The sequence below is a fragment of the Gluconacetobacter asukensis genome (assembly GCF_014174375.1).
GTDB lineage: Bacteria > Pseudomonadota > Alphaproteobacteria > Acetobacterales > Acetobacteraceae > Gluconacetobacter > Gluconacetobacter asukensis.
Map to the genome: position 1 here is coordinate 66,254 of NZ_JABEQE010000004.1, position 16,931 is coordinate 83,184.

General features: G+C 69.2%; 11 protein-coding genes. 8 read left to right on the forward strand and 3 right to left on the reverse strand.

The window, feature by feature from the left end; genetic code table 11:
* Window positions 1–83: 83 nt before the first annotated feature.
* Window positions 84–425, reverse strand: a complete 342-nt coding sequence (locus HLH35_RS06070) for a HepT-like ribonuclease domain-containing protein (protein WP_182978299.1) — start codon at window positions 423–425, stop codon at window positions 84–86.
* Window positions 425–718: a nucleotidyltransferase family protein gene (locus HLH35_RS06075; RefSeq protein ID WP_182978300.1), complete on the reverse strand. Its 294-nt coding sequence runs from the start codon at window positions 716–718 to the stop codon at window positions 425–427. Before HLH35_RS06075 ends, HLH35_RS06070 begins: the two co-directional genes overlap by 1 nt.
* Before the next feature lie 222 nt (window positions 719–940).
* On the opposite strand from HLH35_RS06075, the gene acuR reads away from it, so the two are divergent.
* Together acuR and acuI are read left to right on the forward strand one after the other, a co-directional pair.
* Window positions 941–1,555, forward strand: a complete 615-nt coding sequence (gene acuR / locus HLH35_RS06080) for an acrylate utilization transcriptional regulator AcuR (protein WP_182978301.1) — start codon at window positions 941–943, stop codon at window positions 1,553–1,555.
* 19 nt (window positions 1,556–1,574) lie between these two features.
* Entirely contained in the window at window positions 1,575–2,558 is a 984-nt protein-coding gene (gene acuI, locus HLH35_RS06085) for an acrylyl-CoA reductase (NADPH) (RefSeq protein ID WP_182978302.1), read from the forward strand.
* Between the two features lie 57 nt (window positions 2,559–2,615).
* Here acuI and HLH35_RS06090 read toward each other — a convergent pair whose 3' ends face one another.
* Window positions 2,616–3,875: an MFS transporter gene (locus HLH35_RS06090; protein WP_182968085.1), complete on the reverse strand. Its 1,260-nt coding sequence runs from the start codon at window positions 3,873–3,875 to the stop codon at window positions 2,616–2,618.
* Between the two features lie 299 nt (window positions 3,876–4,174).
* On the opposite strand from HLH35_RS06090, the gene glgA reads away from it, so the two are divergent.
* From glgA to treY, 6 genes are all read left to right on the forward strand, one after another.
* Window positions 4,175–5,827 carry a glycogen synthase GlgA gene (glgA, locus tag HLH35_RS06095; protein WP_182978303.1) on the forward strand — a complete coding sequence of 551 codons (1,653 nt, stop codon included), beginning with the start codon at window positions 4,175–4,177 and terminating at the stop codon, window positions 5,825–5,827.
* Window positions 5,828–5,914: 87 nt separating this feature from the next.
* Window positions 5,915–8,122: a 1,4-alpha-glucan branching protein GlgB gene (gene glgB / locus HLH35_RS06100; protein ID WP_182978304.1), complete on the forward strand. Its 2,208-nt coding sequence runs from the start codon at window positions 5,915–5,917 to the stop codon at window positions 8,120–8,122.
* A gap of 195 nt (window positions 8,123–8,317) precedes the next feature.
* Window positions 8,318–10,447, forward strand: a complete 2,130-nt coding sequence (glgX, locus tag HLH35_RS06105; protein ID WP_182978305.1) for a glycogen debranching protein GlgX — start codon at window positions 8,318–8,320, stop codon at window positions 10,445–10,447.
* Window positions 10,440–12,233 (forward strand): malto-oligosyltrehalose trehalohydrolase, encoded by a 1,794-nt coding sequence (treZ, locus tag HLH35_RS06110; RefSeq protein ID WP_182978306.1) that lies wholly within the window; start codon window positions 10,440–10,442, stop codon window positions 12,231–12,233. The genes glgX and treZ overlap by 8 nt, the downstream gene beginning before the upstream one ends.
* Complete coding sequence (gene malQ, locus HLH35_RS06115; protein WP_182978307.1) at window positions 12,226–14,262, forward strand: 4-alpha-glucanotransferase; 2,037 nt, start codon at window positions 12,226–12,228, stop codon at window positions 14,260–14,262. Before treZ ends, malQ begins: the two co-directional genes overlap by 8 nt.
* Window positions 14,259–16,931 (forward strand): malto-oligosyltrehalose synthase, encoded by a 2,673-nt coding sequence (gene treY / locus HLH35_RS06120; protein WP_182978308.1) that lies wholly within the window; start codon window positions 14,259–14,261, stop codon window positions 16,929–16,931. Before malQ ends, treY begins: the two co-directional genes overlap by 4 nt.

Here is a 16,931-nt window from a genome sequence, read left to right on the forward strand (position 1 = left end):
AAGACCCAGACCGTTCATCCCGCAGCTTTCGGGAGAATGGACATGGTATCGTTATCTATTGAATCGCTCGAAAGAAAGGACGATCAACGTCCTTTCAGCATGATTGTTATCTTCTCTTTCAGTTGCGGCAGATCGGTCTGAACAGTGTTCCAGACGATATCGAAGTCTGTATTAAAATATCCGTGGGTTATTCGGTTTCGGATACCGCGCATGCTCTTCAACGGAATGCCATCATCCACGAAATCCGGGAAGTCGCGCAGAATTTTGGCAGAAGTTTCCCCGATGATGATAAAGGCCAGAACCGTGGCATCCTTGACCAGCGCATTGGCCAGGAACTGTTCCCGCGTCATCCCGGCGGTATAGGCAAGCGCCTTGTCGGCACCTTCCAGAATTTGCCCGAGCAGTTCGCTGATATCCTTCCGCATCACAGGGCGACGCAATCGGACAGGATGCGTGCCCGAAGGGAAGATTTGATGTCGCCCGGCGTCAACAGGTCAACCTGTAAGCCCAGCACATCCTGCAACTGCTCCTGCAAGCCGCCAAGGTCGAACAGCGTCACATCCGGCGTCACGTCCACCAGGATATCCACGTCACTATCGGGCCGGTCATCCCCGTGCGCCACCGAGCCGAACAGGCGCGGATTTCGGGCGAAACGGGTGGCCAGAATCATGTCCCGGATGATGTCCCGCTTGCTGGCCAATATTTCGGACGGCTTCATTGGTCAGATCCCCAAAGACCCCTCATGGGCTGGAACTATGGCACAAATCCACAGGACGGGCATCCGTCAGGTGGCATCCGGCTCCATCAGAGCCATGGCGACTCCTCCCCCTAATAGCGGGCAGAAATTTACGGGCGCCGCAGAATGCCAGCGGGCAGGCTGGCGTCACGCATCCCAAAGGTCCGCTGGCATTTAATAGACGATCGGTCTAATAAATCCCTCATGAATGCCGACTCACCCGCCCCCCGACGCGGCCGCCCCCTGCGCGCGCCAGACGGTCCCGTGCAAACGCGCGAACAGCTCATCCGCGCCGGCGTCGCTTCATTGACCGAGCAAGGGTTCACCGCCACCGGCCTGGACGGGCTCCTCCGTGCCGCCGGCGTGCCAAAAGGCTCGTTCTATTATTATTTCGACAGCAAGGAGGCATTCGGCCTGGCGCTGGTCGACAGCTACGCCGCCTATTTCGCGGCCAAGCTGGACCGCTGGCTGGGCCAGGCGCAGGTCCCCCCGCTGGAGCGCGTGCGCCATTTCGTGGCCGATGCGGCGGCCGGCATGGCCCGGCACGATTTCCGGCGCGGCTGCCTGATCGGCAATCTGGGTCAGGAACTGGCGGTGCTGCCCGAGACTTATCGCCAGGCGCTGGCCACGGTGCTGGCGTCGTGGGAGGCAAGGCTGGCCGCCTGCCTGGCCGAACAGTATGGCGACCCGGCCGCACGGCACTACGCGGCCTTCTTCTGGACCGGGTGGGAAGGTGCGGTGCTGCGCGCCCGGCTGGAACGCTCGGCCCGGCCGCTGGACCTGTTCCTGGACGGGTTCACCGCGCTGGTTCGCCTCTAGCAGAATGGGAGATCAGACAATGTTCGATGCCGTGATGATCGAGAAATCCGCCGACGGGGCACAGACGGTCCATATCGGCCCGGTCGAGGACGCCCGCCTGCCCGATGGCGACGTGACGGTGCGCGTCGAATGGTCGACGCTCAATTACAAGGATGCCCTGGCCATCACCGGGCGCGGGCCCATCGTGCGGCAATTCCCCATGGTGCCCGGCATTGACTTCGCAGGCGTGGTCGAACTCTCGGCCCGCGCCGACATCCCGCCCGGCACCCGGGTGGTGCTGAATGGCTGGGGCGTGGGCGAACGCTGGTGGGGCGGTCTGGCCGGCCGGGCACGGGTCAAGGGCGACTGGCTGGTGCAACTGCCCGAGGCCTTCACCACGCGGCAGGCCATGGCGATCGGCACCGCCGGCTATACCGCCATGCTGTGCGTGATGGCGCTGGAACGGCAGGGGCTGACGCCGGAGCGCGGCCCGGTGCTGGTCACCGGCGCCTCGGGCGGGGTGGGCAGCGTCGCGGTCATGCTGCTGGCCCGGCTGGGCTACCACGTCGCCGCCGTGACCGGCCGGCCGGAGGAAGAGGATTACCTGCGCGCGCTGGGCGCCGCCGAGATCCTGCCGCGCAGCGGGTTCTCCACCCCCGGCCGGCCGCTGGAAAAGGCGTACTGGGCCGGGGCGGTCGATGTCGCGGGCGGCGTGGTGCTGGCCAATGTCTGCGCCGCGATGCTGCCCAACGGGGCGGTCACCGCTTGCGGGCTGGCGGCAGACATGGCGTTCCCGGCCACGGTGGCCCCGTTCATCCTGCGCGGGGTGACGCTGGTAGGCATCGACAGCGTGATGTGCCCCCGGCCCCAGAGGATCGAAGCCTGGCGGCGCCTGGCCGAACTCACCGACCCCACGCGCCTGGAATCGATGGTCACCGAAATCGCGCTGGCCGACGTGCCGCAAGCGGCGGCCGCCCTGCTGGACGGCAGGATGCGCGGGCGCATCGTCGTCCGCATCCCCTGAACAATCGTTTCAAACGCGCGTCCCGTCGCAAGGGGCCGCGCGTTCAAGGCAATGAGATTACTCCGGCGCGCCATCCAGATGCGAGTGATAGCGGGGACCCGCGAACGTGGCCAGCAGGGCAATCGCGCAGCCCGCGCCCCCCACCACGATCATCAGCGCCGGGGCCAGGTCGCCCCCCAGGCCCAGCGCGATCCGGTGCTGGATCAGCCCGGTACTGGCCGCGATCAGATTGCCGCACTGATACGCCACGCCCGGAAAGGTAGCCCGGACATCGGAGGGCGAGAGTTCATTCAGATAGGCCGGCACCACCCCCCAGGCCCCCTGGATGCAGAACTGGATCAGCACCGCGCCGAGGGCGATCCACACCGGCGCGGTGGAAAGCGCCCATAGCGGCAGCAGCGGCAGGGCCAGTGCCGCGGCCAGCGCAATGGCCCGCGCCCGCCCGATCCGCTCCGACAGCGCGCCGAAGCACAGCCCGCCCGCAATGGCGGCCAGATTGTACAGCACCACGATCACGGTAATGGTCGGATGCGGCAGATGCCGCTGCAACGCCAGGAAGATCTTCGGAAACAGGTCCTGCGACCCGTGGCTGAAGAAATTGAACGCCGCCATCAGGCACACCGCATACACCACCAGCCCGCGATACCGCCGCAGGACCGACAGCATGGACGGCTTGGCGGCGCGGGGCATGCCCGCCATCCGCTGCTGGCTGGCCAGCCAGACCGGGCTTTCCTTGACGTAGAGCGCGACATAGATGACCGAAAGCCCGGTCGAGGCCCCCAGCACGAACAGCCCCTGCCATCCCAGCGCCGGCAGCAGCAGGAACATCAGCGACGCCAGCAGGTAGCCCGCCGGATAACCCGCCTGCAGCAGGCCCGACGCCGTGCCGCGCCAGTGCGGCGGCACCGTCTCCATGGTCAGCGACGTGCCGACCCCCCATTCCCCGCCCAGCGCCACGCCGAACAGCAGCCGCAGCGCCAGGAAGATCGTCAGGTTGGGCGCGAAGGCCGACAGCAATTCGATGGTGGAATAGGTCACGATCGTCGCCATCAGGATCGGGCGGCGCCCATACCGGTCGGCGGCCCGGCCGAACAGATAGGCCCCGACCGGCCGGCTGATCAGCGTCAGCGTCGGCGCCAGCAGGATCGCCTCCAGCGAGGTGGCAAAACTGTGGGCCACATTATCCAGCGTGAACAGCACGATGAAGAAATCGCAGGCATCGAGCGTCCAGCCCAGGAAGCACGCGGCGATGATATGCCGGGCATCGCTCAGGCTGCGGATCGGAGGGGCAGCGCCGGTCGGGGGCAGGGAGGTCATGATCGGGGCGGGTCCTTGATTGCTTTCCTCCGTTCTAGCGGCAACCGGCGCCGATGGCATGGGGGGCCGCGAGATCAGGGCGAACCGCCCCCGCCGACCGGCCGCATGCGATCGCGCCGGGCGCGAAAAGTTCGAATCACAAGTTCGAATCTCGCACCGAATTGGCAGGAATCTTTCGAAACTATCACTTTCCTGTGATAGCGGTTCTCCAGCCGTCCGGCGTCGTTAGATTTTTTCAAGGGCCCGCAATCGCCGCGCTCGCGCGTTTTCCTTTCCTCCTGACCAAGAAGGGTAGTGGCATGAACCGTCACCAGCAGGAACAGGAGCCGTCGGGCCCGATCCGGGTGCTCTCCGTAGCATCCGAGATGTTCCCCTTCGTCAAGACAGGGGGACTGGGCGACGTGGTGGGCTCGCTGCCGGCGGCGCTGCGTACCGAGGGCGTGCTGGTGACGACCCTGCTGCCCGGCTACCCTGCGGTGCTGGACGCGCTGGAAGGCCCGGTGCGCGTGGCCACGATGGCGCCCCTGCCGGGTGTCGAAATCGCGCTGCTGGAAGGCTATGCCGCCGGTCATCACCTGCTGGTCATCGATTGTCCGCATCTGTTCCGCCGCAAGGGCAACCCCTATCTGGCGCCCGACGGCACCGACTGGCCCGATAACGGCGTGCGCTTCGCCTGCCTCTCGCGCGTCGCGGCCAGCATCGCCCAGGGAAAGGTGGAGGGGCAGGCGGCGGGCCTCCGCCCCGACCTGGTGATGGCGCATGACTGGCAGGCCGGCCTCACGGGGGCCTATCTGCATTATGACGGCCAGCCGGCCGCGCCGGTGGTGCAGACCATCCACAATCTGGCCTTCCAGGGCCGCTTCCCGGTGACGGATCTCGAACGGTTCGGCCTTCCGCCCCATGCTTTCACGATCGACGGCGTCGAATGTTACGGCGAAATCGGCTTCCTCAAGGCCGGCCTGCTCTTCGCCGCGCGCATCGTCACCGTCTCGCCGACCTATGCGCGCGAAATCCAGTCCCCCGAATGGGGCATGGGGCTGGACGGGCTGCTGCGCACGCGGGCAGACCAGCTCAGGGGGATCCTGAACGGTATCGACACCAATGACTGGAATCCCGAAACCGACCCGGCGGTCCTCTTCCCCTATCAGGTCGGCGACGTGGTGGGCCGCCGGCCCAACAAGCGGGCCTTCCAGGCGGAATTCGGCCTGCCGCAGGACCCGGATGTCTTCCTGCTGGGGCTGGTCAGCCGCCTGACCGGGCAGAAGGGGGTGGATATCCTGGCCGATATCGTGCCCCGCATCCTCGACGACCGCACGCAGCTGGTCGTGGTCGGCAGCGGCGACGTGGCGATGGAACGCGCGCTGGCCCGGCTGGCGCGCCAGTATCCCGACCGGCTGGCCTGCCATATCGGCTATAGCGAGCAATTGGGCCACCGCATCCAGGCCTCGGCCGACAGCCTGCTGCTGCCGTCGCGCTTCGAGCCCTGCGGCCTGACCCAGCTCTGTGCCGTGCGCTATGGCTGCGTGCCGATCGCGGCGCGCGTCGGCGGCCTGGCCGATACCATCATCGACGCCAACGAGGCCGCGATGGCCAGCGATGTCGCGACCGGCTTCCTGTTCTCGCCGGTCGATGGCGAAACCCTGGCCGGCGCCATCCGCCGCGCGGCCACCCTGTACCGCCAGCCGGGGCGCTGGGCGGGGCTGCAACGCAACGGCGCGCGCTACGACGTCTCCTGGGGGCGCAAGGCGAAGGAATATGCAAGGCTGTTCCGCCGGGTCCTCGGCCGGGCGGAAATCGGCATGGCCGAATTCGACAATTCGTCGGTACGGCGCCACGCGCGGCTGGCCGGGCCGGGCGGCATCGTCCCGTCCACGCGGGGTGCGCGGGCGGCCTATCAGGCAGCCCGGCGCGGGCGGGTCCGCGCCAATGACCTGTTCGGCCGGTCTGGCTAGGCACCGTCCCGCCGCGCCGGGCCGCCCCGGCCTGTCCGTTCGTCCGCCATTTTCCGCCTGTATTCCAGCCCGCCGGAATCCCGCCTCATGAACGTTGCCTCGAACGACAGCGTCTATTTCCTTCCTCCGGAGACCGAAGCCCTGCTGCGGGGCACCTGCCCCGACCCGTTCGCCATCCTCGGCCGCCAGGCACACGGCCGTTCCGACATCGTGCGCGCCTTCTGCCCCGACGCGCGGGCGGTGCGGCTGGTGGTCCAGCGTCCGCGCTCGGCCCCGATCGAGCGCGCCATGCGCCGGGTGGACGAACGCGGCCTGTATGTCGGCACCGTGCCCGCCGGCGCCCGCTACCGGCTCAAGATCGGCTGGGCCGACGGATGGGAGGAAACCGAGGACCCGTATTCCTTCGGCCTGCTGCTGGGCGATCTGGACCTGCATCTGTTCGCCCAGGGCCAGCATCGTGACCTGGACCAGGTCATGGGCGCCCAGCCGATGGTGGTCGACGGCGTGGCCGGCGTGCGCTTCGCGGTGTGGGCCCCCAACGCCTTCCGGGTGTCGGTGATCGGCGATTTCAATGTCTGGGATGGCCGCCGCCACCCCATGCGCCTGCGCCACGCGGCCGGAATCTGGGAATTGTTCATCCCCCGCATCGGCCCGGGCGAGCGCTATAAATACGAAATCATCGACGCCGAACACCGGCTGCTGCCCCCCAAGGCCGACCCGTATGCGCTGGCGGCGGAACAGCCGCCGGCCAACGCCTCGGTGGTGGCGGACACCACCCCCTTCGCCTGGACCGACGAGGACTGGATGCAGGGCCGCGCCGGCCGGCATGATCTCGCCGCGCCGATGTCGATCTACGAGGTGCACCTGGCCTCCTGGCGCCGCCCGGCGGGCGACCCGCACGGCATCCTGCGCTGGGACGATCTGGAACGGACGCTGATTCCTTACGTTGTCGATATGGGATTCACCCATATCGAGCTGATGCCGGTCATGGAGCATCCGTTCGACGGGTCATGGGGGTATCAGACATTGGGCCTCTACGCGCCATCGGCCCGCTTCGGGGCGCCGAAACAGTTCGCCGCCTTCGTCGATGCCTGCCACAGGGCAGGGGTAGGCGTGATCCTGGACTGGGTGCCGGCCCATTTCCCCGCCGACGCGCACGGCCTGGCCCATTTCGACGGCTCATGCCTGTACGAGCATGCGGACCGGCGCGAGGGCTACCACCCCGACTGGCACACGCTGATCTACAATTTCGGACGCAACGAGATCCGGGGCTTCCTGATCGGCAGCGCGCTGACCTGGCTGCGCCGCTACCATGTCGACGGGCTGCGGGTCGATGCCGTCGCCTCGATGCTCTATCGCGACTATAGCCGGCGCGAGGGCGAATGGCTGGCCAACATCCATGGCGGGCGCGAGAACCTGGAAGCCGTCGCCTTCGTGCGCGACCTGAACACGATCATTGCCGAACATTGTCCCCACACGCTGATGATCGCCGAGGAATCGACGGCCTGGCCCGGCGTCAGCTGGCCGGTGGCCGATGGAGGGCTGGGCTTTTCCTATAAATGGAACATGGGCTGGATGCACGACACGCTGGCCTATATCGGGCGCGACCCGCTCTGGCGCCGCTACCACCATTCCGAAATCATGTTCGGCCTGTACTATGCTTTTTCCGAGCGCTTCATCCTGCCGCTGTCGCATGACGAAGTCGTCCACGGCAAGGGCTCCCTGCTGGAGCGCATGCCCGGCGACGAGTGGCGCAGACATGCCGGGCTGCGCGCCTATTTCGCCTTCATGTGGGGCCATCCGGGCAAGAAACTGCTGTTCATGGGCGGCGAGCTGGCCCAGCCGTACGAATGGCGCGCGGACGGCGAGGTCGCATGGTACCGGCTGGACCAGCCGGAGGGGCGCGGCATGCAGGCGCTGGTCCGCGACCTCAACCGCCTGCACCGCGCCTGCCCGGCCCTGCATCGCGCCGACTGCACGTCCGACGGGTTCGAATGGCTGATCGGCGACGATGTCGACAATGCCGTCTTCGTCTGGCTGCGCCGCGCGCCCGACGCGGCCCCGGTCCTCGTGGTGTGCAACATGACGCCGGTGCCGCGCCCCGCCTACCGCGTGGGCGTGCCCTATGGGGGATATTGGCGCGAACTGCTCAATTCCGACGGAGGTGAATATGCGGGGTCCGGCATGGGCAATGGCGGCGGTGTCCAGGCCGAGCCCGAAGCCGCCCATGGCTACGACCATTCCTGCGTCCTCACCCTGCCGCCCCTCGCGGTCCTGTATCTCTCGCCGGAGTAAGCCTGTGCATTGTCAGAGCCTGACCGAAAATGCGCGCTGGCGGCGATCCAGCGTGCGTTGCCTGCGCTTCGGTGCTCATGGCCATCAAGGCCACTCCGCTCCGATGCCCGGCAACACACGCCGGGCGCGGCCCCCTGGGCCGCTCTCGCTCGCCAGCCCGCATTTTCGGCCAGGCTCTCAGACAGGGTCCGGCCGATGATGCGCTTTCCCGCCCGGCTGATGCGCGGCGCGCCCGCACCCCTGGGCGCCACCTGGGACGGGCTGGGTGTCAATTTCGCGGTCTTCTCGGCCAACGCGCACCGCATCGACCTGTGCGTGTTCGATCACTCGGGCAGGCGGGAGGTCGCGCGGTTCGACCTGCCCGAACGCACCGACGAAGTCTGGCACGGCTACCTGCCCGATGCGCGGCCGGGCCTGCTCTACGGCTATCGCGCCTACGGCCCCTACGAGCCCCTGCGCGGCCACCGCTTCAACCCGCACAAGCTGCTGGTCGATCCCTATGCCCGCGCGCTGCATGGCACCCTGACCTGGTCGGACGCGCTGTTCGGCTACCGCGTCAACTCGCCGCGCGGCGACCTGTCGATCGACCGGCGCGACAGCGCCCCCGCAATGCCCAAGAGCGTGGTCACCAACGACGCCTTCAACTGGGGCGAGGACCGGCTGCCCCGCGTGCCGTGGGACCGCACGGTGATCATGGAAGCGCATGTGCGCGGCCTGTCGATGCGCCGCAACGACCTGATGCCGGTCGAACGCGGCACCTTCCGCGCCCTGTCCGACCCGCGCCTGATCGACCATCTGCTGCATCTGGGCATCACCACGCTGGAACTGATGCCGGTCCAGGCCTTCCTCAAGGACCGGTTCCTGATCGAACGCGGGCTGACCAATTACTGGGGCTACAACACGCTGGCCTTCTTCGCACCCCAGACCGGCTACCTGGCCGAAGGCTCCCCGCACGAAATCCGCACCGCCATCCGCCGCCTGCACGCGGCAGGGATCGAAATCATCCTCGACGTGGTCTACAACCATACGTGCGAGGGCAGCGAACTCGGCCCCACCCTGTGCTATCGCGGGCTGGACAACGCCGTCTATTACCGGCTGGTGCCGGAGGACGAGCGCCACCTGATCAACGATACCGGCTGCGGCAACACGCTCAACCTCTCCCACCCGCGCGTGCTGCAGATGGTCATGGACTCGCTGCGCCACTGGGCGGTCGATTTCCATATCGACGGGTTCCGCTTCGATCTGTGTTCCACCCTGGGGCGCGAGAGCTACGGGTTCGACCCGTTCTGCGGCTTCTTCGACGTGCTGCGCCAGGACCCGGTCCTGTCCACGCGCAAGCTGATCGCCGAACCGTGGGACCCGGGGCCCGGCGGCTACCAGCTCGGCAACCATCCGCCCGGCTTCGCCGAATGGAACGACCGCTACCGCGACACGGTGCGGCGCTTCTGGCGCGGCGATGCGCTGACGCGCGGCGACCTGGCGGCACGGCTCGCCGGTTCGGCCGATGTGTTCGACCGGCGCGGGCGGCGCCCGTGGGCATCGGTCAATTTCGTGACCTCGCATGACGGTTTCACGCTGATGGACCTGGTCAGCTACAGCCACAAGCATAACGACGCCAATGGCGAGGGCGGGCAGGACGGCCATTCCGACAATCTCGGCCGCAACTGGGGGGTGGAAGGCCCGACCGACGATCCGGCGATCCTGGCGATGCGCGCCCGGGTGCGGCGGGCCATGCTGGCCACCCTGTTCCTGTCGCAGGGCACGCCGATGCTGCTGGCGGGCGACGAATTCGGCCAGACCCAGGGCGGCAACAACAACGCCTACTGCCAGGACAACCCCACCGCCTGGCTGGACTGGTCGCTGGCCGCCTCGGCCGCCGGGCAGGCGATGATCGCCTATGTCGCCCGGCTGGCGGCCCTGCGCGCCGCCCACCCCTCCGTACGCTGGCGCAGCTTTCTGTATGGCAAGCGCGAAACCCCGGCCGGTCTCCTCGACATCGCCTGGTACGATCCCGAGGGCCATCCGATGACGTCCGACGCCTGGAATGACGAGCACGGCAGAATCTTGGGCCTTTTGCGCTCGTGCACTGATGATTCCGGCGTCACCGATACCACCTACCTGATCATGAACGCGGGCGGCGCGGACGCGGACTGTACCCTGCCGCCGGTTCCGGGCGAATGGACGCTGCTGCTCGACAGTGCCGACCCGGCCCGGACCGGCACCATTGCGGACAGGCTGGCGCGCTGGACGGTGGGTGCCCACGGCGTCGTGCTGCTCGGCTTCACTCCCGACGCACGGCATGCAAAGGGAACGGTCGATGCGTAAGACCCATGCTTTCGCCTGCAGTTTCGGCGCAACCCTGGTCGCGCCGCACCAGACGCGCTTTCGCCTCTGGGCACCGTCCAGTTCCTCGGTCTCGGTCGAGATCGAGGGGCAGGCCCCGGTACCGATGGAGCGCCATCCCCATGGCTGGTTCGAGGTCACGGCCCCCTGCGGCGCCGGCGCGCTCTATCGCTACCGGGTCGGCCCCTATCTGGCGGTGCCCGACCCGGCCTCGCGCGCCCAGCCGCGCGACGTGTCGGGCCCCAGCCAGGTGGTCGACCCCCGCGCCTATGACTGGCAGGAGAACGAGTGGCGGGGCCTGCCGTGGGAACAGGCCGTCATCTACGAAATCCATGTCGGCGCGGCCGGCGGGTTTCGCGGCGTGCGCGACCAGCTTGCCCGGCTGGCGGCCCTGGGGATCACGGCCGTCGAGCTGATGCCGCTGTCCGAATTCCCCGGCGGCCGCAACTGGGGGTATGATGGCGTGCTGCCCTACGCGCCGGAATCCGCCTACGGCACGCCCGACGACCTCAAGGCGCTGGTCGATCACGCCCACGCGCTGGGCATGATGATCTTTCTCGATGTCGTCTACAATCATTTCGGGCCGGAGGGGAATTTCCTCCCCGCCTACGCCGCCCCGTTCTTCCATGGCGGCCCGCAGACCCCCTGGGGCGACGCCATCGATTTCCGCCAGCCGGCCGTGCAGGCCTATTTCACCGAAAACGCCTTGTACTGGCTGATGGAATACCGGTTCGACGGGCTGCGTCTGGACGCGGTGCAGGCCATCGGCGAGCGTGACTGGCTGGTCGAACTGGCAGCCCATGTCCGCGCCCGGACCGAGCCCGGCCGCCACGTGCACCTGATCCTGGAGAACGAGAACAACGATTCCGGCCTGCTGCGCTCGGGGTTCGACGCGCAATGGAACGATGACGGGCACAACGCCCTGCACGTGCTGCTGACCGGCGAGGACGAGGGCTATTACGCCAATTTCGCCACCGATCCGGCCGGGCGCCTGGCGCGCGTGCTGGCCGAGGGCTTCGCCTTCCAGGGCGAGCTGTTTCCCACCCTCGGCCGCCCGCGCGGCATGGAAACGGGCGGCCTGCCGGCCAGCGCCTTCATCCTGTTCCTGCAGAATCACGACCAGATCGGCAATCGCGCGATGGGCGAGCGGCTGACGGTGCTGGCCCCGCCGCAGGCGCTGCGCGCCGCCTACGGGCTGCTGCTGCTGTCGCCGCAGATCCCGCTGCTGTTCATGGGCGAGGAATGGGGCTCGCGCCGGCCGTTCCTCTATTTCACCAGCCACCCGCCCATCCTGGGCGATATCGTGCGCGACGGCCGAAGGCGCGAATTCGCCGCCTTCGCCCATTTCAGCGACCCGGCCCGGCGCGAGACGATCCCCGATCCCAACCACCCCGACACCTTCGCCGCGTCGCTCCCCCTGGCCGAGGAGGCCGCCACGGCCGAAGGGCGGGCATGGCAGGGCTTCTTCGCCACCCTGCTGCGCCTGCGCCACGCCCGCATCACGCCGCGCCTGCGCGGTGCCCGGGGCCTGGGCGCGCGGGTCGTGGGGCCGGGCGCGGTGGCCGCGCGCTGGCGGATGGGCGACGGGGCGATCCTGTCGATCGGCCTCAATCTCGGGCCGGATGCGGTCGACCTGCCGGACTGGGTGGCCGGCCCGATCCTGTACCAGGACCCGCCGCAGCCGGGCGGGCAGGGGCCCCTGCCGTCGCATGGCGTGGTCGTCCATCTGGCCGAGCCCCGGCCGCCTTCGGGGGCTGCTCATGAATGACCGCAGCCTGCGCACGCGGGCACGCAAGGCAGGTCTGGCCACCGCATGGCGCGACGCAGCCGGCGTTTCGCATCGTGTCGGGGCCGATACGCTGCGCGGCCTGCTGCGCGTGCTGGAAGACGGGGCGAAGCTGGAGGAGGACGCGCTGCCGCCGATGGTGGTGGGGCAGGCGGGCGTGGCCACGGTGCTGCCGCTGCGCGCATCGTCCGAACGGCTGGCCTTCCGGCTGGAATGCGAGGATGGCAGCGTCATCTCGGGCCATGCCGGCCGGTCCAGCGACGGCTGCGCAAGGCTGCCCGCCATTTCGGATCTCGGCTATCACAGGCTGGAAATCGCGGGCCGGCGGACGGTACTGGCCATCGCGCCGGCCCGCTGCCGCACAGTGGCCGACGCCACGGGCGGCGCGCGCGGCTGGGGCCTGTCGGTGCAGCTCCACGCCCTGCGCGCCCGGCACGATGCCGGGATCGGCCATTTCGGGGCCCTGGCCGACCTGGCGCGCCAGGCCGCCGCGGCCGGCGCCGACGCGCTGGCCATCAGCCCGGTCCATGCCATGTTCAGCGCCCGGCCCGCGCAGTTCAGCCCCTATTCCCCCTCCAGCAGGCTGTTCCTGAACGTGCTGCTCGCCGACATGCGCAGCTGGTTTTCCACGCATGATATCGGGGCGATGATGCGCCGGCTGCGCATCTCGCCGCAGGCCGCGCGGGCGCTGGAAGACGCGCCGCTGATCGACTGGCCGCAGGCGGCCGAACTGCGGCTGCGCATGCTGCGCGGCCTGTATGACGATGTCATCCGCCCCGCGCCGCCGGCCGAACTGACGGCCTTCGTCGCCGCCCATGGCCGCGCGCTGCATTGCCACGCGGTGTTCGAGGCCCTGCAGGCGCATCAGCTCGGCCGTGGCCCGCGCGGCGGCAACTGGCGTGCCTGGCCCGGTGCGTTGCGCGATCCCGCCAGTCCCGAGGTGGCGCGCTTCGCCGAGGAACGCCATCACGACGTCTGCTTCCACCTGTTCCTGCAATGGCTGGCGGCGCGCGGCCTGCACGGCGCGGGCCAGGCGGCGCGCGATGCCGGCATGCGCATCGGCCTGATCGCGGACCTGGCGGTCGGCACCGATCCGGCCGGCAGCCAGTGCTGGGCCAACCAGGACGATTTCCTGATCGGCGGCTCGGTCGGCGCGCCGCCGGACCCGCTGGGCCCGCTGGGGCAGAATTGGGGGCTGACCACCTTCTCTCCAGGCGCATTGCGCGCCCACGGCTATCGCGCCTTCATCGACACGCTGCGCGCGACGCTTACGCGCCAGGGCGGGGTGCGCATCGACCATGTGATGGGGCTGGAACGGCTGTGGGTGATCCCCGAGGGCGCGTCGGCCGCCGACGGGGCCTATCTCTCCTTCCCGGGGCGGGACCTGATGCGGCTGGTGGCGCTGGAATCGCACCGGCACCAGGCGGTGGTGATCGGTGAGGATCTGGGCACCGTGCCCCCGGGTTTTCGCACCCGCGCAGCACAGCGGTCGATCATGGGCATGAATGTGCTATGGTTCCAGCGTGATGCACAGGGCGCGTTCCTGCCGCCCGACAAATGGGGAGCGAACGATGTGGCCATGACGACCACGCACGACCTGCCCACCGTAGCCGGCTGGTGGCAGGCTACAGACATCGGCTGGCGCAAGAGCCTGCGCCAGCTGGCGCGCGGCACCAGGGCCGAGGACGCGCTGGCCGCCCGCGCGCGGGACCGCGATGCGCTGTGGGCGGCGCTGCACCCGCCGGCCGCGCCCGATCCGCCGCCCGTCACGCCCGACGGCGCGGCCCGCGTGGTCGATGCGGCGGCGCGCTTCGTCGGTACCGCCGCCTCGGCGCTGGCGATCCTGCCGCTGGAAGATGCGCTGGGCCTGCCCGAACAACCCAACCTGCCCGGCACCATTTCGGGCCACCCCAACTGGCAGCAGCGCTACCCGCCCGGCCCGCCGGTGCTGGAGCGGCCGGACGCGGCCCGCCGGCTGGACCTGCTGCGCACCGCCCGGAATCGCGTATGACGGCGGGCGTGCGCGCGACCGTCCGCCTGCAATTCCACGCCGGCTTCACGCTGGATGACGCGGTCCCGCTGGTCGATTATTTCGCCGGGCTCGGCATCAGCCACCTCTACGCCTCGCCGCTGCTGGCCGCCCGCCCGGGCTCGACCCACGGCTACGACACGCTGGATTACAGCCGCATCAATCCCGAGCTGGGCGGGCGCGAGGCCCTGGTCCGGCTGGTGGCGCGGCTGCGCGCGCACGGCATGGGGCTGATCCTCGATATCGTGCCCAACCACATGGCGGTGGGCGGCAGCGGCAATGCGTGGTGGGAGGATGTGCTGGCCTGGGGGCGGTCCAGCCGGTGCGCCCATATGTTCGACATCGACTGGTCCCCGCCCGACGACAGCCTGCGCGACCGCGTGCTGCTGCCCTTCCTGGCCGAACCCTACGGCGACTGCCTGGACAACGGCACGCTGGAACTGCGTTACGACGCAGCCGAGGGCCGTTTCGCCTGCTGGCATTACGAACATTGTTTCCCGATCTGCCCCGATCACTTTCCCGATCTCTTCGCGCCCGAAGACGCGCCCCCGTCCGACGGGCTGGCGGACTGGTCGCGCACGCCCCAGGGTGCGGCCGCCGTCGCGCGCGCGCTGGCGCGCATGGCCGGGCCCGAGGGACGGGCCCGCCTCCATGCGCTGCTGGAACGCCAGCATTACCGGCTCGCCTGGTGGCGCACGGCCTCCGACCTGATCAACTGGCGACGCTTCTTCGACATCACCGGCCTGGCCGGATTGAGTGTCGAGCATCCCGACGTGTTCGACGCCGTGCATCGCACGATCATCGGCCTGTATGCCGACGGGCTGATCGACGGCGTGCGCGTCGACCATATCGACGGGCTGACCCAACCGGGCGCTTATACCACGCGCCTGCATCGCGCGCTTGCCGCTGCCGCCCCCGCCCGTCCGCCCGAGGCCCCACCGGGCGCCCCCCTCTATGTCGAGAAGATTCTGGCCGTGGAGGAGGTGCTCCCCACCGGCTGGGCAGTCGACGGCACCACCGGTTACGATTTTCTGGAACAGGTCGACCTGCTGCTCCACGACCAGCGCGGCGCGGACGCGCTGGACGATCTGTGGGTATGGGGCGCCGGCGGCGCCACCAGCTTCCATGCGGAGCAGGAAGCAGCGCGCGAGGCGGTGCTGGACGGCACGCTGGCCGCCGACCTGGCCCGGCTGGTCCACGCCCTGGCCACCCTGGCACGGCGCGACCCGCGCGCCCGCGACTTCACGCCCGCCGCGCTGGAACGCGTGCTGCGCCGTATCCTCATCCGCTTTCCCGTCTACCGGACCTATGAAGGCGATGGCGGCAAGGTGCTGCACGCGGTCTGCCAGAGCGTGCGCGCCGGGCTGCCACCGGCACAGCAGCCGGTGCTGGACTGGCTGGAGCGGCAACTCGGCCCGCAGGCCCCGCAAGATGCCGCCGGCGCCATCGCCTGCTTCGTGCATCTCACGGCCCCGCTTGCCGCCAAAGCCGTTGAAGATACATCATTTTATCGCTATGGCCGCCTCCTGTCGCGCAACGATGTCGGCACGCATCCCGGCCAGTTCGGCGGCACCGTCGCCGCCTTTCACGCCGCCAATATCGTGCGCCGCCGCGACTGGCCCCGCGCCATGCTGGCCACCGCCACCCACGACCACAAGCGCGGCGAGGACGCCCGCGCGCGCCTGGCCGTGCTGTCCGAACTGGCCCAGGAATGGGCACGCGTCGCCACGCGCTGGAGCACCTTCAACGCCCCGCTGCGCCAGCGGATCACGACCCGCTCAGGCCCCTGCGCCGCGCCCGACCGCGCGGACGAACTGATCCTCTACCAGACCCTGCTGGGCGCCTGGCCGGTCGGGGACGGTCCGCTCGAGCACAGGATCACGGCGGAATTCCGCGACCGCGTGGCGGCCTGGCAGGTCAAGGCCCTGCGCGAGGCCAAGCGCCACACAAGCTGGATCGACCCCGAGCCCGCCTATGAGGAGGCCTGCGGCGCCTTCCTCGACGGCCTGCTCTCCCCCCATCCCGAAAACCGGTTTCCCTGGATGCTGGATGCGTTCGTCAACCAGATCGCCCCGGCGGGCGCGCTGAACGGGCTGGCGCAGACACTGCTGCGCCTGACCAGCCCCGGCGTGCCGGATCTGTATCAGGGGTGCGAATTCTGGGATTTCAGCCTGGTCGATCCCGACAATCGCCGGCCGGTCGATTTCGCCGGCCGCATGGCGGCGCTGGCCGAGGGCGCCGATCTCGGACCGCTGCTGCCGCACTGGCGCGACGGCAGGGTGAAACAGGCGCTGATCGCAGCAATACTGCGGTTCCGGGCCGCCCATCCCGACCTGTTCGCCGAGGGGGCGTACCAGCCCGTCAGGGTCACGGGCACCCGGCGCCAGCATCTGGCCGCCTTCGCCCGCGTCACGGCAGGGGCGACGATGCTGGTGATCGCGCCGCGCCTGCCCGCCGCCCTGATGCCGGACCCCACCGACCTGTCCTGCCCCTCCATGCTCTGGCGCGGCACGGCGCTGGACTGGGACGACGCGCCGGCCGGCCCATGGCGCTCGCTGCTCTACCCGGACCGCATTCTCGACCGCGCGGCGGTGCTGTACCTGGCCATGCTGGCCGATGCGGCACCGCTGGATGTGCTGGTGTCCGCCTGA